The organism is Streptomyces sp. NPDC001493 (assembly GCF_053597235.1).
In genome coordinates, this window is sequence record NZ_JBSFHV010000002.1 from 148,987 (window position 1) to 171,353 (window position 22,367).

At 71.8% G+C, this 22,367-nt stretch carries 19 protein-coding genes; 6 read left to right on the forward strand and 13 right to left on the reverse strand.

Annotation, left to right across the window (positions count from 1 at the left end; all coding sequences use genetic code 11):
- Positions 1-65: 65 nt before the first annotated feature.
- From ACWCWD_RS03205 to ACWCWD_RS03220, 4 genes are all read right to left on the reverse strand, one after another.
- Positions 66-755, reverse strand: a complete 690-nt coding sequence (locus tag ACWCWD_RS03205) for a GntR family transcriptional regulator (RefSeq protein WP_450769836.1) — start codon at positions 753-755, stop codon at positions 66-68.
- 274 nt (positions 756-1,029) lie between these two features.
- The gene (locus ACWCWD_RS03210; protein WP_450769838.1) at positions 1,030-2,412 is read right to left on the reverse strand and encodes an aminotransferase class III-fold pyridoxal phosphate-dependent enzyme; all 1,383 of its coding nucleotides are present in this window, start codon (positions 2,410-2,412) and stop codon (positions 1,030-1,032) included.
- Between the two features lie 1,091 nt (positions 2,413-3,503).
- On the reverse strand, positions 3,504-3,857 hold the full coding sequence (locus ACWCWD_RS03215; protein ID WP_450769840.1) for a PRC-barrel domain-containing protein: 354 nt from the start codon (positions 3,855-3,857) through the stop codon (positions 3,504-3,506).
- Between the two features lie 255 nt (positions 3,858-4,112).
- Entirely contained in the window at positions 4,113-4,274 is a 162-nt protein-coding gene (locus ACWCWD_RS03220) for a hydrophobic protein (RefSeq protein ID WP_266707077.1), read from the reverse strand.
- A 261-nt stretch (positions 4,275-4,535) separates the two neighbouring features.
- Here ACWCWD_RS03220 and ACWCWD_RS03225 point away from each other — a divergent pair, with 261 nt between their 5' ends.
- A complete protein-coding gene (locus ACWCWD_RS03225; RefSeq protein ID WP_450769842.1) occupies positions 4,536-4,781 on the forward strand; it encodes a DUF6332 family protein in 246 nt (81 codons plus the stop codon).
- Positions 4,782-4,917: 136 nt separating this feature from the next.
- Here ACWCWD_RS03225 and ACWCWD_RS03230 read toward each other — a convergent pair whose 3' ends face one another.
- Entirely contained in the window at positions 4,918-5,490 is a 573-nt protein-coding gene (locus ACWCWD_RS03230; protein ID WP_450769844.1) for a hypothetical protein, read from the reverse strand.
- 156 nt (positions 5,491-5,646) lie between these two features.
- Positions 5,647-6,540 (reverse strand): glycoside hydrolase family 19 protein, encoded by an 894-nt coding sequence (locus ACWCWD_RS03235; protein WP_450769846.1) that lies wholly within the window; start codon positions 6,538-6,540, stop codon positions 5,647-5,649.
- A 444-nt stretch (positions 6,541-6,984) separates the two neighbouring features.
- Here ACWCWD_RS03235 and ACWCWD_RS03240 point away from each other — a divergent pair, with 444 nt between their 5' ends.
- A complete protein-coding gene (locus tag ACWCWD_RS03240) occupies positions 6,985-9,366 on the forward strand; it encodes a serine/threonine-protein kinase (RefSeq protein ID WP_450769847.1) in 2,382 nt (793 codons plus the stop codon).
- Between the two features lie 257 nt (positions 9,367-9,623).
- A complete protein-coding gene (locus tag ACWCWD_RS03245; protein WP_450769848.1) occupies positions 9,624-11,138 on the forward strand; it encodes a PstS family phosphate ABC transporter substrate-binding protein in 1,515 nt (504 codons plus the stop codon).
- Positions 11,139-11,314: 176 nt separating this feature from the next.
- On the opposite strand, the gene ACWCWD_RS03250 is transcribed toward ACWCWD_RS03245, so the two are convergent.
- Entirely contained in the window at positions 11,315-12,598 is a 1,284-nt protein-coding gene (locus ACWCWD_RS03250) for an adenylosuccinate synthase (protein ID WP_450769849.1), read from the reverse strand.
- Between the two features lie 185 nt (positions 12,599-12,783).
- Here ACWCWD_RS03250 and ACWCWD_RS03255 point away from each other — a divergent pair, with 185 nt between their 5' ends.
- Complete coding sequence (locus ACWCWD_RS03255) at positions 12,784-13,662, forward strand: diacylglycerol kinase (RefSeq protein WP_450769851.1); 879 nt, start codon at positions 12,784-12,786, stop codon at positions 13,660-13,662.
- Between the two features lie 84 nt (positions 13,663-13,746).
- Here ACWCWD_RS03255 and ACWCWD_RS03260 read toward each other — a convergent pair whose 3' ends face one another.
- Both ACWCWD_RS03260 and ACWCWD_RS03265 read right to left on the reverse strand, forming a co-directional pair.
- Entirely contained in the window at positions 13,747-14,523 is a 777-nt protein-coding gene (locus ACWCWD_RS03260) for a hypothetical protein (protein WP_450769852.1), read from the reverse strand.
- 109 nt (positions 14,524-14,632) lie between these two features.
- A complete protein-coding gene (locus ACWCWD_RS03265; protein WP_450770353.1) occupies positions 14,633-15,049 on the reverse strand; it encodes a GbsR/MarR family transcriptional regulator in 417 nt (138 codons plus the stop codon).
- A gap of 314 nt (positions 15,050-15,363) precedes the next feature.
- Between ACWCWD_RS03265 and ACWCWD_RS03270 the strand changes: the two genes are divergently transcribed.
- Positions 15,364-16,347: an ABC transporter ATP-binding protein gene (locus ACWCWD_RS03270; protein ID WP_450769854.1), complete on the forward strand. Its 984-nt coding sequence runs from the start codon at positions 15,364-15,366 to the stop codon at positions 16,345-16,347.
- The gene (locus tag ACWCWD_RS03275; RefSeq protein ID WP_450769856.1) at positions 16,344-17,984 is read left to right on the forward strand and encodes an ABC transporter permease; all 1,641 of its coding nucleotides are present in this window, start codon (positions 16,344-16,346) and stop codon (positions 17,982-17,984) included. The genes ACWCWD_RS03270 and ACWCWD_RS03275 overlap by 4 nt, the downstream gene beginning before the upstream one ends.
- A gap of 40 nt (positions 17,985-18,024) precedes the next feature.
- Here the strand turns inward: ACWCWD_RS03275 and ACWCWD_RS03280 are convergent, their stop codons facing one another.
- The 4 genes from ACWCWD_RS03280 to ACWCWD_RS03295 all read right to left on the reverse strand — a co-directional run bounded on the left by ACWCWD_RS03280 (position 18,025) and on the right by ACWCWD_RS03295 (position 22,342).
- Positions 18,025-19,230, reverse strand: a complete 1,206-nt coding sequence (locus ACWCWD_RS03280) for a cytochrome P450 (RefSeq protein WP_450769858.1) — start codon at positions 19,228-19,230, stop codon at positions 18,025-18,027.
- 42 nt (positions 19,231-19,272) lie between these two features.
- The gene (locus ACWCWD_RS03285) at positions 19,273-19,935 is read right to left on the reverse strand and encodes a response regulator (protein ID WP_450769860.1); all 663 of its coding nucleotides are present in this window, start codon (positions 19,933-19,935) and stop codon (positions 19,273-19,275) included.
- The gene (locus ACWCWD_RS03290; RefSeq protein ID WP_450770355.1) at positions 19,932-21,263 is read right to left on the reverse strand and encodes a sensor histidine kinase; all 1,332 of its coding nucleotides are present in this window, start codon (positions 21,261-21,263) and stop codon (positions 19,932-19,934) included. The genes ACWCWD_RS03285 and ACWCWD_RS03290 overlap by 4 nt, the downstream gene beginning before the upstream one ends.
- 86 nt (positions 21,264-21,349) lie before the next feature.
- Positions 21,350-22,342, reverse strand: a complete 993-nt coding sequence (locus tag ACWCWD_RS03295; protein ID WP_450769861.1) for a class I SAM-dependent methyltransferase — start codon at positions 22,340-22,342, stop codon at positions 21,350-21,352.
- Positions 22,343-22,367: the final 25 nt, after the last annotated feature.

The following is a 22,367-nucleotide window of genomic DNA, read 5'->3' on the forward strand; positions in this document are numbered from 1 at the left end:
GCGCCGGGCCGCTGTACTCGGGGGCGTACGGGTCCTGCCGGGCGCGGGGCGTACGGGAGGACGCCTCAGCGGCCGTCCGTCGCGAGCCTTTCGACGGCCAGGAGCCGTTCCGCCCATTCCTGCTCCCGGGCGTAGTACCCGCGCAGCATCGCCAGCACCCCCGCCCGGTCCCCGGAGGTGACCGCGTCGGCGAGCGCCTCGTGATCGAGCCAGAGCAACCGGTTCCGCTCGGCGCTCGTACGGAGCCGGTGCACCAGGAAGACCCAGCCCTGCACGCGGAGGGTCGCGAGGAAGTCGCTGATGTTCGGGTTGCCCAGGAAAGCGCTCAGCTCGCGCCAGAACCTCAGGTCGTACCCGATCAGTACGTCGAGGTCGCCGCCCTTCGCCGCGCGAGCGGCCTCGGAGGCACGGCGCCGTACCGACACCATCGCCTCACCCCGGACCGCGATCGGGTGGCAGCCGCTGAAGACGCCCTCCACGATGACGGAACGCGCCTGCACGATGGAGCGGTAGTCCTCGGCGGAGAACGCGCGGACCTGGAACCCGCGATGTTCGTCGGAGACGAGGAGGCCCTGCGAGGCGAGGTCGAAGAGTGCCTCGCGGACCGGGGTCGCGGAGACCCCGTACTGCTCGGCGATCTGCTTGACCGTGAACTCCTTGCCCGACGGCAGACGCCCCGCGAGCACTTCGTCACGCAGCGCACCGGAGATCTGGCGGCGCAGCGTGTTGCGGGTCACACCTCCGTGCGGGCTCATCCCGTTCCCTCCCCATTTTTCTGTTCGGGACACCTTAAGGCAGGCCCGCCCTGCCCGGATCCGGGCAGGGCGGGAGGAAAGGGTGACACAGGGAGAGATGTGAGGGCACGTCACCTCGGACAGGAGATTTTCCGGCCTGATGGGCCCACAACGGGCATTTCTCTCGCGGTGGCGTGGGCGGCGCGTGGCGCCGATTCAGGCGGCGCGGTGCGCTTCCGACCGCGCCGGTGCGTGTCCTGCCGCTCCGGTGCGCGTCCGACCGTGCCCACGTGGTTCAGGCCGTGTAGCCGTCGGCGACCGTGAGGGCTTCGTCGAGTGCCGCGAGGCCTTCGATCGCCTCGGCGTCACTGATGGTGCAGGGCGGCACCACATGGGTGCGGTTCATGTTGATGAAGGGCCACAGCCCCCGCTTCTTCGCCGCCGCCCCGAAAGCTGCCATCGGCGCCGCAGCCTCCCCGGTCGCGTTGTACGGGACGAGCGGCTCGCGCGTCTCCCCGTTCCGTACCAGCTCCAGCGCCCAGAACGCGCCCACGCCCCGCACCTCACCGACCGACGGGTGGCGCTCGGCCAGCTCGCGCAACCCCGGCCCGAGCACCTTCTCGCCGAGGCGGGCGGCCCGCTCGACGACCTTCTCCTCCTCCATCACCCGGATCGTGGCGACGGCGGCGGCGCAGGCCAGCGGGTGCCCGGAGTAGGTGAGACCGCCGGGGTACGGGCGGGTCTCGAAGGTGGCCGCGATCTCGGCGTTGATCGCGACGCCGCCGAGCGGCACGTAGCCCGAATTGACTCCCTTCGCGAAGGTCATCAAGTCCGGCACCACCCCTTCGTGGTCGGCCGCGAACCACTCACCGGTACGCCCGAAGCCGGCCATCACCTCGTCCAGCACGAAGACGATGCCGTACCGGTCGCAGATCTCGCGTACGCCCGGGAGGTAGCCGGGCGGCGGGATCATGATGCCCGCCGTACCGGGAATGGTCTCCAGCACGATCGCCGCGATCGTGCCGGGCCCCTCGAAGGCGATGGTGTCCTCCAGGTGCTGGAGGGCGCGGGCGCACTCCTCCGCCTCGGTCGTCGCGTAGAACGGCGAGCGGTACAGGAACGGTGCCCAGAACCGCACCACCCCCGCCGACCCGGTGTCGGACGCCCAACGCCTCGGATCACCCGTGAGGTTGATCGCGGTCGAGGTGGACCCGTGGTACGAGCGGTACGCCGACAGCACCTTCGTACGGCCGGTGTGCACCCGCGCCAGCCGCACGGCGTTCTCCACCGCCTCGGCCCCGCCATTGGTGAAGAAGATCTTGTCCAGGTCTCCCGGCGTGTGGGAGGCGATCAGCCGCGCCGCCTCGGACCGGGCCTCGATCGCGAACGCGGGTGCGAAGGTGGCGAGTTTGCCCGCCTGCTCCTGAATCGCGGCCACGACGACCGGGTGCTGGTAGCCGATGTTGGTGAAGACGAGACCGCTCGTGAAGTCGAGGTAGCGGTTCCCGTCGTAATCCCAGAAGTACGACCCCTCCGCCCCCGCCACGGCGAGCGGATCGAGCAGGCCCTGCGCGGACCAGGAGTGGAAGACGTGCGCCCGGTCGGCAGCCTTCACGGCCGCACCGGCGGCCTGGTCGACGAACGGGTCTCGGGCGCCACGAAGGGCTTCAGCGGTCATGACGGCGAGCGTAGGGGGTGGGGGTGCCGGGTTCCATGACTGTGCGGTGGGGAGTTGACGTGGGGGGAGGGGTGGGTGAGGAGGAGGGGTGGGTGAGGGGAGGCGGGCGGCGTGGGCGGGCGCGGGGAGTGCGTGGGGCGGTGGCGGACTTGGGGGTATCCCCGCAGGTGCGGGGAGCACCGGCGACACCAGCTCCCGTGCGGGCCCGCGCAGGGACCATCCCCGCACGCGCGGGGAGCACCCTTCCCGACCTGGGGTTTTATCCCGGAGCATCTGGGTTCTGGGCCAACTTCACCGACTCGGACTTAGCGGACATTCGCCTCACCTTCGTCAATACTGCTGTTCCATCCGCCAGTTCACCACATCCGTTCACGCCAAGTCGGCCGATCCCTGACCCCGCCCCAGACAGCAACAGCCACCGTCGACGGGGCCATCACTCGATCGTGCGATGTGGGCCTTGGGCACATCAACCTTTCCGACACGGCGGTGCTCTGTACAGGAGTGACGGAACAAGGATGTTGGCTCCTCTTCTCGGGTGGCCAGCGCGGAGAAAGGGCACCCCCATGAAAAGTTCACGGACACCGGCGCACACCTCGATCGCAGTCCGCCGGGCCACCGCCTGGGCCAACAGTCGGGCCAACGCCCGCGCCCTGCTCGGCTTGCTCGCCGTGTGGATCACTCTCGCTCCGAGTGTGCGATCCACCCTCCCGAATCACCTCCCGAAGTGGGGATACCCGACAGCGGCTCCACGACGGAAAACTGCAACGCTCTGCGCCTGGAGGAACTCTGTGGTGCGGGACGGATCGGCGCAACTCATCGAAACCATCGCCGAATACATCGATACGTCTTCTGCGCAGACTCGGGCGCACGGAAAACGGGCCGGACCGGGCAGAGAAACTCTGCCCGGTCCGGCCCATCAGGCCCTATCAACCGGTTGCCGGGATCCAGCGCCGCAATCCGGCGCCTCGATCCTGGCTGCGGTCTCGGCTCGGTGACTTTCCCTCGGGGGCGCCACCTCATGGATGACGAAGTCACGTGAAACAAAGGCCCGTTCTGACGCATGAAGGCGTCAGGTGTGACGCATGGCTGCGTCAGATGCGACGGTGCCGCCCGTAGTGCTCACCCGTGGTCTCGAAGAACTCGGGGTTCCCCAGGTGCGAGTCCTTGTCGAACTCCGGAGCACTCTTGATCTGCTCCTTGTCGAGGTCCACGTAGACCCTCTTCTCCTCCGGATCGACTCGGCGCACCGTGCCCGCCGGGAGCAGGACGTGCCTACCGAAGATCCAGACCCCGGTGTCGACCACCAGGTAGGAGGAGCCGACCTCGTCGGAGTGCTTGTCGACCTTGCCGATACTGCCGTCGGTCGCTTCGACCTTGTAGCCGATCAGGTCGTTGCCGGCGGTGTGGCCGGCCGTGGGCTGGTAGCCCCAGATGTTCTCGCTCATCTCCAGGCTTCCTCTCTCGTTGCCGGAAGGGATGTCAGGCTCAGTCGGACGGGAATTCCACCGTACGTGCGGTTTCCGTCCTGACCTTCGCTTGCCCGGCATGGCCCGACCCATGCACCCCAATTCCCTTCACTTGTGACGCAAAAGCTCTGACGCCCCGCACCGAAAAGAATCGAGAAACGCGAAAGAGGGCCCACCCATCGGGAGCGGACCCTCTTGCTACAGCGAATTACTCATACGGCGGTTTCGTGCGAACTACCAGCGGTACCAGCGGTGGCTGCCACCCTTCGGGCGGGCCACGAAGCCGATCAGCCAGAGAACAAGGACGATCGCTGCGACGATCCACAGCGCCTTGAGCGCGAATCCAGCACCGAAAAGAATGACGGCCAGAAGAAGAACGAGAAGCAGGGGAACCATGATTATCAACCTCCAGAGCTTCTGTTGCCCCTACAACTTCGCCCCACACACACAAACTCCTCTGTTTCTTCCAGGTTTTACGGGGCAAGCGCAGGCGCCCTCCGGGAATTCGCCCCCCACCGCACCTCTCCCCCACGGAGCCGCCACCCCACCACGCTCACTCCCACACCCACGCCCACAGCCACACCCCGGCCCCGGCCCCGGCCTCAAGCTCAACCCCACCCACTGGACCTGGACCGTGCCTGCTGCCACGCTCTGGCCATGGGAACGGGGCGAAGGACTCAGGAAGACCGGGACGAGATCACCGTGGAGATCGGCTACGCGCTGGTCAGTGCGTGCTTCCTCGGAGCCGTCGTGTTCGGCGCGATCGCGGGCCCCGCAGTTGTCTGGGACCTCTCCCACACCGTCGACAGGGCTCTGCTCATCACGGGAGCCTCGGTCGGAGGGCTGCTCGCGGTGCTCCGCGTCGTGCATGTGCTGTGGCGGTTCGGCCGATTCCACCCTTGAGCCCCACGGCCGCCATCGCCACCGCCGTCACCGACACCACATCCACATCCGCATCCGCATCCGCATCCGCATCCGCATCCGCCAACGGGACGGGTACCTGAGCACGTTCCGTCGCCGATGCCTTCCGGCCCCGGGCTCAGAGGCGGGAACCCTCGCCGTCCCCGGTCTCGCCGTCCCCGGTCTTCCCGTCGCCGAGGCCCCCTGTCTCCAGGACCTCGTTCTCACCGACCGCGGCAAGCAGCCAGATCGGGAACTCCGGGTCGGCCTGGCCCACCGTGAGGCCGAGCCAGCGGGTGGTGTCGGGGATGTGCCAGACCTGCATGCTGCCGGCCAGGTTGCAGAGCTGCCCCAGGGGCTCGGGGGCCGCCGAGGCCACCTCCGTCTCGTCGTCACCGGCCAACCAGGGCCACAGGTCGACCGTCTCGGGTTCGCCCCAGCGTTCGGTGAGCGCCGTCGCGACGGCGCTGAACTCGGCCTCGATCTCCTCCTCGGCCGGTTCCGTCGTCTCCTCCTCCCGGCCGTCCCAGAAGTCCTCGCTCGCCCGCAGGATGAGCAGATGGTGGCCGGGACCGCTGCTCCGTACCCCGCTGTCCTCGGCCTCGTCGCCCTGCGGGAACGGCAGGCCGAGCACGTGGTCGACGAGGGCGATCCGCTCGGCGGTCGTGGTGGGGGTGGGCAGGCTGCCGCTGTCGGATGTCTCGGATGTCATGCACACGGATCTTGCCAACGCCGCCTCAGGAACGCCGAAGCGGGGGGTGCGGCACGGCCGGGGGCCGGTCGCACCCCCCGCCAGGTCAAGCGGAGGAGGAGGTGGAGACGGTGGCGCGGAGGCGGCTCGTGGAGCGGCCTCGGAGAAGGAAGGGGATCAGCAGCTCAGGTTGGAACCGGGGGTGACACCCAGGATCGAGGTGAACGACTGGTAGGAGTTGACGCGGCTCTGCACCTGGGCGGGGTTGCCGCCGTTGCACTCGATGGAGCCGTTGATCGAGCGGATGGTCTCACCGAACCCGGCACCGTTGACCATGGCGTTGTGGGGCGTCATCGTGCCCGGGCCGCTCTGGGTGTTCCAGTACCAGAGAGCGGTCTTCCAGGCCACGGCCGCGTCCGTCTGGACGAGGTTGGGGTTGGCCAGCAGGTTGATGCCGAGGGCGTCACCGGCGGCCTTGTAGTTGAAGTTCCAGCTCAGCTGGATCGGGCCGCGGCCGTAGTACGCGGACTGGCCCGCGGGGCAGCCGTAGGACTGCGAGGTGTCGCAGTAGTGCGAGTAGTTGGCCGTGTTCTGCTCGACCACGTACACCAGCCCGCCCGTCTCGTGGCTGACGTTGGCGAGGAAGGCGGCCGCCTCCTGGCGCTTGACGGTGTCACTGCCGGTGTTGGCGAAGCCGGGGTAGGCGCTCAGGGCGGCGGTCAGCCCGGAGTACGTGTAGAAGGAGTTCCGGCTCGGGAACATCTGGTTGAACTGCGACTCGCTGACGACGAAGCCGGAGGTGCTCGGCGTGCCGGGGTCGGTGGTGCCGCCACTGCCACAGGTGCCGGCGTCGGCCCAGACGTCGGTGGTGCCGGGAACCTCGTTCTGGGTCCACCACTTGGCGGTCCAGTTGTGGCCGTTGCGGGAGGCGGAGTCGCCGCCCCAGTACACGGACGAGGAGTTCCAGGCGGCGGCGCAGGTCGCGGCGGAGGCCGTACTGGCGGGAAGGACGACAACCGTGGCCGCTACGGCCGCTGCCGCGACGAGAAGGCCCATGACGCGTCGGAACACGTGATCACTCCTTCGGTGCGACGCTGCGTCCGGACTTCTGACCGGTCCGGGGGCGCGCCGTCTTGTGGGGGTGCGGACACTCAAGCGAGACTGGTCTGGACCTGTCAAGGTCTGGACCAAGCTTCATTCGCTTCGCACCGGAGCTCCCTCTCCGAATCCCCCGCGCCGGAGAGAGACCGAGACAGCCTCTCAACAGGGCCTAAACATCAGGGTGTTGGGGAGTTCTCACCAGTGCGCCGGCCGGCGCCCCGAGAAAGAATCCGAGCAGCCCCGCCCTGCCCCGACGCCCCCTCACCGCAACTCAGTTCGAAGGGGCGACCGGCCACGGGCCACGGGTGCACGACAGGATCTGCCGGTGCGCGGCAGCCTCCTGGCCCACTCCGGGTCCGGCCGCCGGGGCGCGGTACCGCGCCACCCGGGCGACCGATATGCGAGTATCCGGGCGTGGACCCGCTGACTCCTCAAGATCCTCCTCGGGTAGGCCCGTTCCGGCTTCTCGGACGCCTCGGCACCGGAGGGATGGGACGCGTCTACCTCGCACGCGCGGAGGGCGGGCGGACCGTGGCGGTGAAGGTCGTGCACGCCCAGTTCGCGGTGGTGGACGAGTTCCGGATCCGGTTCGCCCGGGAGGTCGCCGCGCTGGAGCGCGTCGGCAGCGCGGGCACCGCACCGGTCATCGCGGCGGACACGGAAGCCGCCCTTCCGTGGGTGGCCATCGCGTACGTACCCGGCCCCTCGCTCCGTACCGTCGTGGGCGACCGGCACAAACGACGCGCCTCGCGCACCTGGGCGGAGGGGCACGGGGAAGCCGCCGAGCGCGGCAGACCCGAACCCGCCACGCAGGTGCGGCCGTTGCCGGTGAACTCCGTACGCTTCCTGGCCGCCGGGCTCGGGCGGGCGCTGGCCCACATCCACGCGGCAGGACTCGTCCACCGCGACCTGAAACCGTCCAACATCCTGCTCACCGTGGACGGCCCCCGCATCATCGACTTCGGTGTCGCCCGGGCCGTGGAGACGGTCACGGACGGCGGCCTGACCAGCACCGGAGCGGTGATCGGTTCGCCGGGGTTCATGTCACCGGAGCAGGTACGGGGCGAGAAGGTCACCGCCGCCTCGGACATCTTCTGCGTCGGCGCGGTCCTCGCGTACGCGGCGACCGGTGTACAGCCCTTCGGGGCGTCCGACAGCGGTGTCCACGCGATCATGTTCCGGATCGCGAACAACAAGCCGGACCTGGCCGCGCTTCCCGCCGAACTCGGCCCCCTGGTGCGGTCCTGCCTGCATCGCGACCCACACCGCCGCCCCACCGCCGCAGCCCTGGCGAAGTCGGCCCCCGCCCGGTCGGCGAGGCGGCCCCAACCATGGCTGCCGCCCGAGCTCCTGGCCCTGCTCGGATCCCAGGCGCCCCGGCTCCTGGACGCGGAGACACCAGCCCCGGACCATCCCGACCCTGACCGTCCCGACCCTGACCGTCCCGACCCTGACCGCGCCGACCCTGACCACCTCACCCGGGCAGCCACCACGCCGGGCCACTCCGCCCCTGAGCCCACCGCTCCGGGTCACGCCGCCCCCGAACCCACCGTCCCCCCACACCGATCGACGGAGGACCCCACACCCCGCGCCACACCCTGCGCCCACCCGGTACACACCCCGCCCAGCGGCCCGACGCCACCTGCGGAAACACCCCCGACGACACCCCAGGAGACGCGCACGGCCGCCCGCCGGGAGAGGCCCCCGACGACGCCCTCACCGACATCCCTGCCGACGTGCCCGCCGACGCCCCCGACAAGGCCCCCGGCACCTCCTTGGGAGGCCACCCGCACTCACGGGGGCGGCCGCGTCCTCCGTCGCACCGCCCTGCTCGCCGCCTGCGCGGTCAGCGGGCTGCTCGGCGCGGGCCTGGCCCTCCAGCACTACACCACCGGTGGGCTCGGCGGATTCAGCCGCCTCGTCGGTCTCGGCGGCTTCGGCAACCCCGCGCAGAGCACCGACATGGGCACCGACGTGGGCTCCGAAACCGGCGACGACGGCATCGGCGACGGCAGCTACGGTTCCCGCCCCTGGGGGCCCAATGGCCCCGGCGACGTCCCCGAGGTCTACCTCGGCGCCTGGGAAGGCGTACTCAAGGGCGCCGACGACGCCCCGTACGAGACGGGCCGGATCGAGATCCGGCAGGGCACCCGAGGCCACAGGACCGCCACCTACGTCCAGGTGTTCGGCGAACGCCTCTGCATGGGCCGGTCCGTCCTCGTCGACGCCGACGAGGACCACATCGTCTTCGGCGAGAGCGACGTGCGCATCAGCATCCCCGCCGGCCGCTGCACCCCGGCCGCCCACCAGACGCTGGCCGTGCGCTCGCCCGACGTCATGGAGTGGACCTCCGGGGCGGTCCACTCCCTCTTCCGGCGGGCCGCGAGCGGGCCCCGGGCGGTCCCGGCCGCCTTCCTCGGGTACTGGAAGCGTGCCCCCATGCCCGAGCTCGGCCCGAGGGAGAGGCATCCGTACCGGTACGACCTCACCGTCGCCCAGGGGCCGGTGGGCGCCCCGCTCATCCGGTACGTATCGAGAACCCCGAAGCTGGACCCCGACACCGGTCTGCCGACCGTCGGCCCCGTCGCCTGCGCGGGCACCGCCGTCGTCGGCGGAGCGGGCGAACTGCTGGTCGCCGGACCGGACATGCTCTCGGCAGCGGACCGCTCCGACCCCGACTGCTTCTCCAGCGGCTCGCAGTACCTGCGGATCGACACCTTCGAAGGCCGCGAACGCCTGTTGGTCCACAGCATGAGCGCGGACGGCGAACCCGCCGAGTACTACCGGGCTTTCTGACACCCCGCCCGCCCGAACCAGAGCCCACCCGCCCGAACCAGACCCCCATCCGTCCGAACCAGCTCCCACCGCCGGAACCTCCCCGCACCTCCCCGCACCTCCCCGCCCGCTCCCGCGCCGAGCTGAACAAGGGGCGAACACCCGCCGACAACACACGCTCCCCCGCTCCGTCCCCGCCCTCCCGCTCGTACGGTGGGCCGCCCAAGGGCGCGCCGAGCGGGCCCGGTTCGGTACGCACGAAGGGGTGCGAGGCAGCCGTGGAATGGTTGAGCGCCGAGAACGTCGTGGCCGTCGCGACCGCCGCGGTCGGCGTGCTGGTCTCCGTGGGGGTGCTCTGGTACGAGCGCCGCATCCCGGCCCAGCGGCGCATCGGGTACCGCGTCCAGATGGACACCCCGATCGGCAGCGGCGTCAACGTCCGGCTGGGGCTCTTCGACGAGACCCCCGACATGTCGGACGCCACCCTCGTGCTGCTGCGCATCGAGAACGACGGCTCGCAGTCCATCTCCCGCGACGACTACACCGGCATCGAACGGCACGGCCTGACGGTGGAGTTCACCGACCGTACGGTGCGCGGGATAGCGGTGACCCAGCCCGTCGAGACCGGGCATCTGATGGAGCACTTCACCCCCGCCGCCGGGATGCGGCAGGAGGGCGGTCTGATCCGGCTGCCCCGGGTGCCCCTCAACCGCCACCAGCACTTCAAGCTCCTCGTGCTGCTCACCGGCGGCGAGGTGGGCAGCCCGATCCGGGTCGTCGGAGGCATCCGGGACGGGGACGTACGCGTCAACAGCGCGGCCCGTCCCGACGAGAAGCCACCGGTGTTCAGCAGGGCCGCCCGGTCCATCACCGTGGCGCTGACCATCGGGGTCGTCACCCTCTCCACGATCATCCTGGCGCTCGACCGCACCCCGCCGCCGGTGGAGTGCGCGCGGGGCTCCCTGCGGGTGGTGGGCTCCACCGCGTTCCAGCCGGCCGTGACCGAGCTGGCGAAGCTGTACACGCAGGCGTGCGAGGGCTCCTCGATCGACGTGGACATGCACGGCAGTGACGCCGGAGTCCGGCTGCTCGACGAACGCGGTTCCTCCCCCGCCACGGTCGTCTTCGCCGACGGCCCGAAGCCGGGCGGCTACCCGGAGCTGCACGAGAACAGCCGGGTCGCCGTCGTCCTGTTCTCCCTCGTCGTCAACGACAAGGTGCGGGTTAAGGATCTGTCGCTCGACGACGTACGCCGGATCTACCGGGGCGAGATCCGCAACTGGAACCACTTCCCCGGCAACCCGGACCTGGAGATCCGGCTCGTCAGCCGGGACGCGAACTCGGGCACCCGGGTGGCGCTCCAGCGCCGGGTGCTGGGCGGCAACGAGCCCATCCCCACCTCCTCCCGCGACTGCCTCACCCGGGACGACCCGAAGGCGCTGGTCACCCGGTGCGAGCTGGGCAGCACCGACGAGGTGCTGCGCACCGTCGGAACCGTCGACGGTGCGATCGGCTACAGCGAGCTGCGCACCGGCGCGGCCGCCCCGAAGGGGCTGCACCGCATCACCATCGACGCCGAGGAACCGTCCCCCGAGAAGATCACCACGAACGGCTACCCGTACTGGGTGGCCGAGTACGCGTACACGTACCGGGACCCGGCCCCCGACTCGCTCGCGGCCCGCTTCCTCGACTACGTGAACAGCCACGACCAGCAGGTCCTGCGCACCCACGGCCACGTGCCCTGCTCGGCCCCGCAGGCGTACCCCCTGTGCGGCGACGTTCCCGGCTCCTGACGCCCCACTCCCCGACGGCCGCCACAGACGAAAAGGCCACCACGAACAAACGGCCACCACGAACAAACGGCCACCACGAACAAACGGCCGCGGGCCGGGGCACAGAACGTGCCCCGGCCCGCGGCCGTCGTCGTACGGGGGTCCCTCGGGAGCCCCGACAGGCCCCTGCGGGCTCCTTACAGGAACGAGTTGATCTCGATCGTCTCGGTGCGGCCGGGGCCGACACCGATCGCGGAGATCGGAGCGCCCGACATCTCCTCCAGCGCCTTCACGTAGGCCTGCGCGTTCTTCGGCAGGTCGGAGAAGGTCTTCGCCTTGGTGATGTCCTCGGACCAGCCCGGCAGGTTCTCGTAGATCGGCTTCGCGTGGTGGAAGTCGGTCTGGCTGTAGGGCAGCTCCTCGACGCGCTTGCCGTCGATCTCGTACGCCACGCAGACCGGGATCTGCTCCCAGCCGGTGAGCACGTCGAGCTTGGTGAGGAAGAAGTCGGTCAGACCGTTGACCCGGGTCGCGTAGCGCGCGATCGGGGCGTCGAACCAGCCGCAGCGACGGTCACGGCCGGTGGTGACACCACGCTCGCCACCGATGCGCCGCAGCGCCTCGCCGTCCGCGTCCAGCAGCTCCGTCGGGAACGGGCCGGAGCCGACGCGCGTGGTGTACGCCTTCAGGATGCCGATGACCCGGCTGATCTTCGTCGGGCCCACGCCGGCGCCGGTGCAGGCGCCGCCCGCGGTCGGGTTCGACGAGGTGACGAAGGGGTACGTGCCGTGGTCGACGTCGAGCAGGGTTCCCTGCCCGCCCTCGAACAGGACGACCTTGCCGTCGTCGATGGCGTTGTTGAGGATCAGCGTCGTGTCGGCGACGAACGGCTTGATCTGCTCCGCGTACTGGAGCATCTCCTCGACGATGCCCTCGGCCTCGATCGCGCGGCGGTTGAAGACCTTGGCCAGAAGCTGGTTCTTCTGCTCCAGGGCCGCCTCGACCTTCTGGACGAGGATCGACTCGTCGTAGAGGTCCTGGACGCGAATACCGACACGGTTGATCTTGTCGGCATACGTCGGGCCGATTCCGCGGCCGGTCGTGCCGATCTTCCGCTTGCCGAGGAAGCGTTCCGTCACCTTGTCGAGCGTGACGTTGTACGGAGTGATCAAATGAGCGTTGCCGCTGATCAGAAGCTTGGACGTGTCGACGCCTCGCTCGTTCAGTCCGCTCAGCTCGGAGAGCAGCACCGCGGGGTCGACCACGACACCGTTACCGATCACCGGGGTACAACCCGGTGACAGGATTCCGGAGGGGAGGAGATGCAGTGCGTACTTCTGGTCGCCTACGACAACCGTGTGACCGGCGTTGTTGCCGCCCTGGTATCGCACCACATAGTCGACGGATCCACCGAGGAGATCGGTGGCCTTCCCCTTGCCCTCGTCACCCCACTGAGCACCGAGCAGCACAAGTGCGGGCACAGGCGTACACCCCTTCCGGGCGGGGCATGTCCAAGGTCAGGGGCGTACGTAAAGGTCGTACTTGCCATACGACGATGTACGACAAAGCCTGAGCCGTCGAACCGGGTGCCCCGGAATAGACGAAGCCCCTGGCGCAATAGCGCAAGGGGCTCTTGCACCAAGATGCTACCCGAGGAAGGACCGAGGTGTCGGCTGCAGAGCCCCCCGGCGACGACGGCCACCAGCTGCTGGTGGTCATCGACCCGGTTGCCCGCCGGACCGACGGCGAGTCCGTCCGTATCGCGAAGGACGTGCTGAACGCCGGAGCGCACGCCAAGATCTCCCTTCCGGACACCCCGGAGGAGTTCGCCCGCGCCCTGTCCCGGCGGGGCAGCAGGCGGCCGGTGGTCATCGGCGACGACCACGCTCTGCTCCGCGCGGTGGCCCAGCTGCACCGCGACCGGGAGCTCTCCGACAGCGCCTTGGCGCTCGTCCCCGTCGGCGCCCCGCCCGCCCTCCGGCTCGCCCACGCCCTCGGTGTGCCGCGCGGCGCGGTGGCGGCGGCGCGTACGGCACTGGACGGGGCGGTGCACCGGCTCGACCTGCTCGTGGACGACAGCGACGGGGTGGTCCTGGGCGGCGTGGACGTCCCGGCGCCGCCGCCCGCCCCCGGCCAGACCACGGACGGCCCGGGGGCGGCACCGCACACCGGTGTCACGGCCGTCTGGGACACCTGCCTCTCCCTGGTCCGCACCCTCGTCCGCCCCGTCCCGGCGGCAACCCCCTCCGGAGCTTCCGGCTACCGCCTCCGCGTGGAAGCGGACGGGGTCCTCCTCAACGACCTGGACCGTGCCGTCGAGGGCGTCACGGTGACCTCGCGGAGCGGCGGCGGCCTGGCGGAGGTGGTGGTACGCACGTCGAGCGGCGAGACCGTGACGGCGGAGGCCAAGGCGGTGACGGTCTCCGGCCCCGACTTCCGCTACCGCGCCGACATACAGCTCCACGGCCCGGTCCGACGGCGGACGTGGACGGTGTGGGCGGACGCCTGGGGGCTGATGGTGCCGGCGGCCGAGGCGGCGGCCTGAGGCCGGTGGGCCTGGCCCCGGCCCTGCCCCCGGTGGCCCTGCCCCGGCGGCCCGGCCCCGGCCACGGCCTCGGCTCGCGTGGGCTCAGCGACCCCCGCCCTCAGCCCCGGCGTCCTGGTCGAACGTGGCCGGTCCGCCCTTCAGGTCCACCCGCAGCCCGTCCTCGGTGACCGTGACGGCGGTGGGGCGAAGGCCCAGCGCGTCCGCCGCGGCATCCGGACCGGCCGCGCCACCGCCCGTACCGCCCGCACCGGCGGGGGACAGGCCCGTGAGGGCGGACTCGATGCGGGCGGTCAGCGACTTCGGGGCGTCCACGCCGAGCATCTTCGCGCCGGCCAGCGTGAAGCGGACGGTGCCGTCGCGCAGCTCGGGCCGTATGTCGGCCTGACCGAGGCCGCCCGGACCCAGCATGATCCGCAGCGTCCCGTCCCCGGGCCGGGGTTCGACGTCGCCGACCATCGCCGCGAACGCGCCGCCGGCCGCGGTGACCCGCTCGCGCAGGGCGCCGGTCGGCACCTCGGCCCGGGCGCTGCTGCCGGACACCGAGGCCCGGCCGTCCCCGTCGGGGACGACGAGGTCCCGGAGTTCCGCGTCGACCGTGACCCCGTCGAATCCGTCGAGCGCGGCATCATCCGCGTGCAGGGTGAGGGTGCCCAGCTCGCCGCGGGCGAGCGCCACGAGACCCCAGCCGTCGGTGTCGGCCGTCACCTCGGAACCCAGCCGCTCGCCGGCCAGCTTCTCCACCCGCCCGTCCACCACGTGCCGGGCGACCGCTTCCGCGCCCCCGGCCAGAGCCAGCACTCCGGCGAGGACCACGCCGCCCACCACTGCGGTGCGTGGCCGCACGGGCCGTATCTTCATGCGATGCCTCCACGGCGCTCGTGCACGGATCGGCGGCCAACGACCAAGAAGACGACCGGCGGCCAAAGACGACCGGCGGCCAGTATCGCCGCCGCCTCCGGCCCCTCGGTCACCGGCGGGCGTCCTGGCGGGCCTTCCACCGCTCCATCATCGTGACGATCTCGGACTGCACGAACTCGAAGAACTCCGCCGTCTCCGCGAGCCGGGCGCCCGCCGGGGTGTCCTCGCCGAGGGAGCGGGCGCCCTCCCGGAGGGTCTGCTCCCAGCGGGTCATGACCCGGTCGCGTCCGGCGAAGGTGGTGTACCAGATCTCGTGGTGCAGCCGGTAGCGGTCGCGGCGGGAGCCCGGTTCGCGTTCGCGGCCGACCATGCCGACCTGGGTGAGGTAGCCGATCGCGCCGGAGACGGCGGCCGGGCTGATCCGCAGCTCGGTGGCGAGTTCGGCCGAGGTCATCGTGGCGTCGTCGTCGGCGAGGAGCGCGGCGAAGACCCGGGAGGCCATGCGCTGCATGCCCGCCTCCGTCATGTCGGCCGCGAACCGCTCGACGAACCGCGAGACGGCCTCCCCGTCCCGCGCCTCCCCGTCCCGAACGTCCTCGTCCCGGACGTCCCCGTCCCGAACGTCCGCGCCCGTACCGCCCGTACCGCCCGTACCGCCCGTACCGCCCACAGCCTCGCCCACCGCGCCCCATCCTCCCGATCCGGCTCACCCCGGCTCACGCGGCCCGGCCTGCCCCTCAGGGGTGTCCCACACGACCCGGCTCCGGAGGTCACCCGGCTCCCGACTTTATACGGTTCTTTAACTTCAGAAATTTGTGAAACCAGCGTACGTTCAGAACCATGACGACGGCCATCTCCGTGTCCGGACTGCACAAGTCGTTCGGCCGGACCACCGCACTGGACGGTCTCGAACTCACCGTGGACCACGGGGAGGTGCACGGTTTCCTCGGCCCCAACGGAGCCGGGAAATCCACCGCCATCCGGGTCCTGCTCGGCCTGCTGCGCGCCGACTCCGGCACCGCGCGGCTGCTCGGCCAAGACCCCTGGCAGGACGCGGTCGCCCTGCACCGCCGGCTCGCGTACGTACCGGGCGACGTCACGCTCTGGCGGAACCTCACCGGCGGCGAAGTCATCGACCTGTACGGGCGGTTGCGCGGCGGACTCGACCGGAACCGGCGCGACGCGCTGATCCGGCGGTTCGAACTGGACCCGGCGAAGAAGGGGCGTACGTACTCCAAGGGCAACCGCCAGAAGGTCGCCCTGGTCGCCGCGTTCGCCTCCGACGCGGAACTGCTCATCCTGGACGAACCGACCAGTGGGCTCGACCCGTTGATGGAGTCGGTGTTCCGCGACTGCGTCACCGAGGCGCGCGACCGGGGGTGCACGGTGCTGCTCTCCAGCCACCTCCTCAGCGAGGTCGAGACCCTCTGCGACCGGGTGAGCATCATCCGCCGGGGCCGCACGGTGGAGTCCGGTTCACTGGCCGGGATGCGGCATCTGGCGCGTACCGGCATCACCGCCGAACTCGTCTCCGTACCTGCCGGGTTGGCCGCGTTGCCCGGGGTGCACGGACTCGACGTGCGGTCCACCCGGATCAGCTGCCAGGTGGACACCGACAAACTCGACGCGGTCCTCGCCGCGCTGGCCGCCGCCGGGGTACGCGCACTGAGCTGCGCCCCGCCGACGCTGGAGGAACTCTTCCTGCGCCACTACGCGGCGGACGGCTCCCCGGAGGACGAGCGCGACCAGGACCCAGCCCCGGACCGCGACGGAAACGAGCGCGACGAGAGCGGCCGCGTCGAGGACGAGGCGGCCCCGCGATGACCTCGGCCGCTTCGGGCGCGCTGCCCCGCACCGGTTCGGGCGACACCATCGCCGCCCGCTCGGGCCCCTTCACCGGCACCCTCGCCCTGCTGCGGCTCGCGCTCCGCCGGGACCGGGTACTGATCCCCGTGTGGCTCCTGGCGATCGGCGGCTCGTTCGCCTCCGTGGCCGGTTCCTTCGCCTCCCTCTACCCGGCGGTCGCCGACCGCGCCGCGCTCGCCGCGACGACCAACGCCAACGGCAGCCTCCGGGCGCTGTACGGACCCGTCCTCGGCGACTCCGCCGGTGCGCTCGTCAGTTGGCGGATGGGCGGTTTCGGGGCGGGACTGGCCGCCGTGATGTCGCTGATCGTCGTCGTGCGCCACACCCGCGAGGAGGAGGAGACCGGCCGCCAGGAGATGCTCTCCGCCGCGCCGGTCGGCCGCCGGGCCCCGCTGACCGCCGCCCTGCTCGCCGCCGCCGTGGCCGATCTGGCGCTCGCCGCGCTCGTGGTGCTCCTGCTGACGGCCGCCGGGTGCGGTGGCCCCGGTGCGTACGCGCTGGGCCTCGCGGTCGCCGGTACGGGCCTGCTCTTCGCCGCGACCGCCGCCGTCGCCGCCCAGCTCACCGGGGGCGCCCGCGCCGCGAAGGGGGTGACCGCCGCCGCCATCGGCGCCGCGTTCGTCCTGAAGGCCGCCGGTGACGCGGCGAGCACCGGCGCCTCCTCCGTGCTGACCCGGCTCTCCCCGTTCGGCTGGGTGGAGAACACCCGCGCGTACGCCGGGGAGCGCTGGTGGGTGCTGCTGGTCTTCGTGGCCGGTACCGGCGCGCTCCTCGCCCTGGCCGTCGTACTCGCCGGCCGGCGGGACCTGGGCAGCGGCCTCTTCGCCACCCGCCCGGGGGCCGCGAGCGGCCGGATCGCCACCCCGTACGGGCTGGCGCTGCGCCTCCAGCGCGGTTCGCTGGCCGGCTGGACCGTGTCGTTCGCGGTCACCGGGCTCGTCTTCGGGCGGTTGGCGGACGGGGCGGCCGACCTCGTCGGCGACAACGAGCAGACCCGCGAGATCATCGCGCGGATGGGTGGCGCGGCCGGGCTGACCGACGCGTTCCTCGCCGCGATGGCCGGGATGCTCGGCATGGTGGCGGCCCTGTACGTCGTCTCCTCGGCGCTGAGGCCGCTCGCCGAGGAGACCGGCGGCCGGGCCGAACCCGTCCTCGTGGCGGGCGCCGCCCGGACCGCGTGGGCCGGCGGGCACCTGCTGATCGCGTTCGGCGGCTCGGTCCTCGTGATGGGCGCCGGCGGCCTCGGCCTCGCCGCCGGTTACGGCCACCGCCTCCCGGCGGTGCTCGGCGCCGCCCTGGTCCAGCTCCCCGCGATCTGGCTGCTGGGCGGGGTGGCCGTGCTGCTGTACGGGGCGGCGCCCCGGATCGCCGCCGCCGGCTCCTGGGGCGCTGCCGGGCTCTGCCTGGCGCTCGGCTGGATCGGCCCGGCGGTGGACCTGCCGCAGGCGGTGCTGGACGTGTCGCCCTTCACCCATCTGCCGAAGCTCCCGGGCGCCGGCCTGCGGGCAGCGGCCCTGATCGCGCTAACGGCGGTGGCCGCGGCCCTGGTCGCGGCGGGCCTCGCCGCACTGCGCCGCCGGGACCTGCGGGGGTGAGCGAGCCCCGCAGGTCCGGGCGGCGGACACGACCCGGGGATCACACCTCCACGCGGAGCTCCTTCAGCCCCCGGATGACGTACCCCGGGTGCCACTCCGGCTCCTCGGCCAGCCGCATCCCCGGCGCCTTGCGCAGCAGCTCGCCGAAGGAGGCGGCGAGTTCGATGCGGGCCAGCGGGGCGCCCAGGCAGTAGTGGATGCCCGCGCCGAAGGTGATGTGCGGGTTGTCCGGGCGGGAGAGGTCGAGGGTGTCCGGGTCGGCGAAGCGCTCCGGGTCGCGGTTGGCGGAGCCGAAGAGCAGCGCCACCTCGGAGCCGCGCGGGACGACCGTACCGGCGATCTCGATGTCGTCCAGCACCCAGCGCTCGAACATCTGCAACGGGGTGTCGTAGCGCAGGAGTTCTTCCACAGCTGTGGACAGCAGGCCGTGGTCGGCGCGGAGCGCGGCGAGCTGCTCGGGGTGGTGGAAGAGGGTGCGCCAGCCGTTCACGGTGGTGTTGACGGTCGCCTCGTGGCCCGCGTTCAGCAGCAGCACGCAGGTGGAGATCATCTCCTGCTCGGTGAGCCGCTCGTCCTCGTCGTGGGCGGCGATGAGACCGGAGATCAGGTCCTCGCCCGGCTTCTCCCGCCGTACGGCGATGAGTTCGCGCAAGTACGCGGAGAACTCGGTGGACGCCGAAACCGCCGCCCGCGCGGTCTCCTCCGAAGGGTTCAGCTCGAACATCCCGCAGATCGCGGCCGACCAGGGGCGCAGCAGCGCCCGGTCGGACTCCGGGACGCCCAGCATCTCGGCGATCACGGCGACCGGCAGGGGTTCGGCGACCGCCGTGAGCAGGTCGCCGCCGCCCTCGGCCACGAACGTGTCGACCAGCTCGGCCGCCAGGCGCCGCACGGTGGGCGCGAGCCGCTCGACCGTACGCGGCGTGAACGCCTTGGAGACGAGGCGCCGGATGCGGGTGTGGTCGGGTGCCTCCAGGTCGAGGAGGCCCTGGCCGTTGAGGGTGGTGAACGGCTCGTGCGCGGCGGGAGGCGGGGTGAGGCCGAACTCCTCGTGGGTGAAGCGGTGCAGATACGTCCGGCCGAGCCGCCGGTCGCGGAGCAGCCCCGACACGTCGGCGTAGTGCGGGATCAGCCACTGCCGGGTCGGCTCGAAATAGTGGACCCGGCCGGCGGCGCGCAGCGCGGCGTAGGCGGGGTACGGATCGGCGACGAACGCGGGTGACCAGGGGTCGAAGGACACGTGCATGACCCGACGCTACCGGCAGGTGCCCCCGCGCGAGGACCGGCCCTACCCCGGCGTGACCAGGCGCGCTTCGTAGGCGAAGACCGCCGCCTGGGTGCGGTCGCGGAGCCCGAGCTTCACCAGGACCCGGCTCACATGGGTCTTGACGGTGGATTCGGCGACCACCAGGTGCGCGGCGATCTCCGCGTTGGAGAGCCCCTGCGCGACCAGTACCAGTACCTCCGTCTCGCGTTCGGTGAGGTCCCCGATCCGGGCCAGCGCCGGGGGTTTCGGCGCCTGGGAGAGCTTGGAGAACTCGGCGATCAGCCGGCGCGTCACGGTGGGTGCGAGGAGCGCCTCGCCGGAGGCCACCACCCGTACGGCATCGGCGAGTTGGCGGGCGGAGGCGTCCTTGAGCAGGAAGCCGGAGGCCCCGGCGCGCAGGGCCTGGTAGACGTACTCGTCCAGGTCGAACGTGGTGAGCACGAGCACCTTCGCCTCCGCGTCGGCGGCGACGATCTCGCGGGTGGCCTCGATGCCGTTCATCTCCGGCATCCGGATGTCCATCAGCACCACGTCCGGGGCGAGCGCGGCGACCTTCTCGACCGCCTGCCGCCCGTCGACCGCCTCGCCGACGACCTCGATCCCGGGCATGGCGTTGAGCAGTACCGAGAAGCCCTCGCGGACCATCATCTGGTCGTCGACGATCAGAACCCCGATGTCGCTCACGCGGCGGCCTCCTCTTCCGTGGCGGAGGCGACGCCGTCCGCCGCCCGGGGCACGGGGATGAACACGGCGACCTCGTAGCCGCCCTCCTCGGTCTCCGCCGCGGTCATCTCGCCCTCCAGCATCGCGATCCGCTCGCGCATCCCGGTGATGCCGTGCCCGGCGCCCGGCGAGGCGTCGACCGGGCCGGTCGGCGGCCCGTTGACGACCCGTACCCCGAGCCCGCCGAGGACGTAGGCGATCTCGACGACGGCGGTGGCGCCCGGCGCGTGGCGCAGGGTGTTGCTCAGCGCCTCCTGGACGATCCGGTACGCCGACAGCTCGACGCCCTGCGGCAGTTCGCGTACCGCCCCGGTGACCGTCTTCTCCGTCTCCAGGCCCGCCTCGCGGACGTTGTCCAGCAGCCGGTCGAGCCGGGCGAGGGTGGGCTGCGGGGCGTCCGGCGCCTCCTGGTCCTCCGCCCGTACGACACCGAGCACACGGCGGAGTTCGGTGAGCGCGGCGACCGCGTTCTCGCGGATGGTGACGAACGCCTGCGCCAGCTCGGGCGGCGGGTTCTCCACCCGGTAGGGGGCGGCCTCGGCCTGGATCGCCACCACCGACATGTGGTGGGCGACCACGTCGTGCAGCTCGCGGGCGATGGTGGTGCGCTCCTCCAGGAGCGTGCGCCGGTCGCGCTCGACGGCCGTCACCGTGCGCTGGACCGTCACCTCCCGCTCGGCCTCGTTCACCTCGCGCTCGGCCTCGCGCCGGACCTGGACGACGGTCACCACGAGCAGGGCGAGCGCCGACACCACGAACATCGGGGCGGCGGTGGAAACGCCCAGCCGGTACGGCGCGACGGTCCCCAGCAGCATGCCCAGCACCAGCGTGAGCACCCACATCCCGGCGGCGGCACGCGGCCGGGTGCGGGCCGCGCACACCACCAGGACCACCAGGTGGCCCCAGAAGCTGCTCGGGCCCCAGGGCCAGCCCGTACCGGCGAGGGCGACGACCACCGTGGCGGCCATCGACCCCCAGAAGGCCGCCACCGGCCGGACGAGCGTCAGCACCACCGGAATCGCCGGTACCACCCCGAGGACGAACTGCTCGCTCTCGGCGTTCAGCCCGAAGAGCAGGCAGATCACCGCGGCTGTCAGCACCAGGGCGTGCGGGGTCCAGACGAGCTTCTCCCGTGCGCTCGCGGGCAGTCGGCGCAGCAGCGGCCCCTCGTCGCTGAGCGGGGGCAGCGGGCGGTAGGCCGTCACGTCCTGGAGGAGGTCCTCCCGCAGGCTCTCCACCGCTCCCCGCACCCAGCGGAGTTCGGGCGCCTTCGTCTTCGCTTGCGTCAGGGTCTCGGTCACGTGCTCACGGTAGGGCGGGGCACGGGCCCGGGTCGTCCCCACGGAAGCGGATACCGGGGTCTCCCCCTCAGGTACTACGCGGCTCCGCGACGCGTGGCGACCCAGACGCTCCGCTCGGTGCGGACGGTGAGGTCGTCCCGGTGCAGCACGCCGTGCGGGCCGTCCGCGTCGGTGAGCGCGTCCAGGGCAGCGAGGTCCTCGGCGTCGAGTACGTCGTCGAGCGCGGACCGGACGCGGGTGAGGGAGGCCAGGACGTAGCGGCCGGTGGCGGCGGGCAGCGGGGCGGCGAGGTCGATGTCGACGACCCGCTCGGCCACCACGTCGAGCCCGGCCTCGCGCAGCCTCGCCCCCCAGTCCTCGGTCATGTGCATCCCGGCGGCCTTCCGCCCCTCGGCCTGGGCCGCGTGCACGCGGTTCTCCAGACCGGGGCGGCCGATGCCGAGGTCGTCGGGGAGGAAGCGCGGGAAGCCTTCGAGCTCGACCGCCACCATGAGCCCACCGGGGCGCAGCACCTCGCGGACCTGGGCGAGGATCGCCCCCGGGTCGGCCATGTGGTGGAGCGAGGCGGAGGCCCACACCAGGTCGTAGGGCCCGGCGGGCAGGGCCTCGGTGTCGAGGTCGGCGACCACGGTACGGACACGGCCGGCGGCCCCCAGCGCGGCGGCCTTCTCCGCCAGGCGGGCGGCCATCTCCGGCGAAACGTCCACGGCGGTGACCTCGGCGCCGGGGAAGCGCTGGAGCAGGGCGAAGGTGCCCGCGCCGGTGCCGCTGCCGAGGTCGAGCACGCGCGGGCCGGGGCCTGCCGACGCGTCGGACGTCCCGCCGCCCAGTTCCTCGATCCAGCCGGTCAGCTCGTCCAGGTGCTCGCGCAGCACCTCGGCGTCGAGGTCCAGCATCTCGGTCAGTACGGAGAAGTCGGCGTCCCCCGAACCGTGCCCGTGCCCGTGGCCGTGGCCGTGGCCGTGGCCGTGGCCGTGGCCGTGGCCGTGCCCGTGCCCGTGCCCGTGGACACTGTCGTGCTGATGCCCGTGGCCGTGCCCGTGCTGGTGCTCCTCGTGTGCGCTCATGCTTCGAGCCTACGCAGGCCTTGCG

Coding starts and splice junctions, on each gene's coding strand:
- ACWCWD_RS03205 (WP_450769836.1), bottom strand. CDS start 755: ATGAGCCCGCACGGAGGTGTGACCCGCAACACGCTGCGCCGCCAGATC.
- ACWCWD_RS03210 (WP_450769838.1), bottom strand. CDS start 2,412: ATGACCGCTGAAGCCCTTCGTGGCGCCCGAGACCCGTTCGTCGACCAG.
- ACWCWD_RS03215 (WP_450769840.1), bottom strand. CDS start 3,857: ATGAGCGAGAACATCTGGGGCTACCAGCCCACGGCCGGCCACACCGCC.
- ACWCWD_RS03220 (WP_266707077.1), bottom strand. CDS start 4,274: ATGGTTCCCCTGCTTCTCGTTCTTCTTCTGGCCGTCATTCTTTTCGGT.
- ACWCWD_RS03225 (WP_450769842.1), top strand. CDS start 4,536: ATGGGAACGGGGCGAAGGACTCAGGAAGACCGGGACGAGATCACCGTG.
- ACWCWD_RS03230 (WP_450769844.1), bottom strand. CDS start 5,490: ATGACATCCGAGACATCCGACAGCGGCAGCCTGCCCACCCCCACCACG.
- ACWCWD_RS03260 (WP_450769852.1), bottom strand. CDS start 14,523: ATGAAGATACGGCCCGTGCGGCCACGCACCGCAGTGGTGGGCGGCGTG.
- ACWCWD_RS03265 (WP_450770353.1), bottom strand. CDS start 15,049: ATGACGGAGGCGGGCATGCAGCGCATGGCCTCCCGGGTCTTCGCCGCG.
- ACWCWD_RS03270 (WP_450769854.1), top strand. CDS start 15,364: ATGACGACGGCCATCTCCGTGTCCGGACTGCACAAGTCGTTCGGCCGG.
- ACWCWD_RS03275 (WP_450769856.1), top strand. CDS start 16,344: ATGACCTCGGCCGCTTCGGGCGCGCTGCCCCGCACCGGTTCGGGCGAC.
- ACWCWD_RS03280 (WP_450769858.1), bottom strand. CDS start 19,230: ATGCACGTGTCCTTCGACCCCTGGTCACCCGCGTTCGTCGCCGATCCG.
- ACWCWD_RS03295 (WP_450769861.1), bottom strand. CDS start 22,342: ATGAGCGCACACGAGGAGCACCAGCACGGGCACGGCCACGGGCATCAG.